At 64.8% G+C, this 934-nt stretch carries 1 protein-coding gene and 1 pseudogene; both read left to right on the forward strand.

Features of this window, described 5'->3' with window-relative positions; genetic code table 11:
- The coding region (locus AACH00_RS19810) for an ABC transporter ATP-binding protein (RefSeq protein WP_341400885.1) at positions 1–621 on the forward strand (621 nt) is incomplete at its 5' end.
- A gap of 151 nt (positions 622–772) precedes the next feature.
- Positions 773–934, forward strand: a pseudogene (locus AACH00_RS19815) (branched-chain amino acid ABC transporter substrate-binding protein); the annotation flags it as partial.

The following is a 934-nucleotide window of genomic DNA, read 5'->3' on the forward strand; positions in this document are numbered from 1 at the left end:
GAGCTGGTGAGCCTGATCGGAGCCAACGGCGCGGGCAAGACGACGACGCTCAAGGCGGTGACGGGCCTGCAGCCGGTGGCGCAGGGCGAGATCGAATACCTGGGCAAGTCGATCAAGGGGCAGGGCGCATGGGACCTGGCGCGCCAGGGCCTGGTGATGGTGCCGGAAGGCCGGGGCACGTTCACCCGCATGACAATCACCGAGAACCTGCTGATGGGCGCCTACACGCGCAACGACGGCGAGATCGAGGCGGACATCGACAAGGTGTTCGGCATCTTCCCGCGCCTGAAGGAGCGGGCACTGCAACTGGCCGGCACGATGAGCGGCGGCGAGCAGCAGATGCTGGCGATGGGCCGCGCGCTGATGGCCAAGCCGAAGGTGCTGCTGCTCGACGAGCCAAGCATGGGCCTGAGCCCGATCATGGTCGACAAGATCTTCGAAGTGGTCGAGACCATCCACGGCCAGGGCGTGACGGTGCTGCTGGTGGAGCAGAACGCCAGCCGCGCACTGGCGCTGGCCAACCGCGGCTACGTGATGGAGTCGGGCGAGGTCACGATGAACGGTGACGCCAAGGTGCTGCTCAATGACCCGAAGGTGCGGGCGGCTTACCTGGGCGAATGAAGAGTTCTGGCGGTGGTGGCACATGTGCCGCCACCGGTGGGTTTCGGGCAGTTTTTGCTGCGAGCGAATGAACGACGTGTGCCCGTACGTCCTCCTTGTGCCATTCCGGCAGTTCGTCGCTGTTCCTTCCATCCTTTTGGAGACTGAGTTCATGAAGTTCCGAATGAATCTGATCGTCGCAGCGGCCACCGGCCTGCTGGCTGGTTCGCTGCAAGCGCAAGAGCTGGTCGTCAAGATCGGTCACGTCGGCCCCACCAGCGGCGGCATTGCTCACCTGGGCAAGGACAACGAGAACGGCGCGCGCATGGCGATC

It is taken from the genome of Ideonella margarita (assembly GCF_038066635.1).
In the GTDB taxonomy this organism is placed as follows: domain Bacteria; phylum Pseudomonadota; class Gammaproteobacteria; order Burkholderiales; family Burkholderiaceae_C; genus Ideonella; species Ideonella margarita.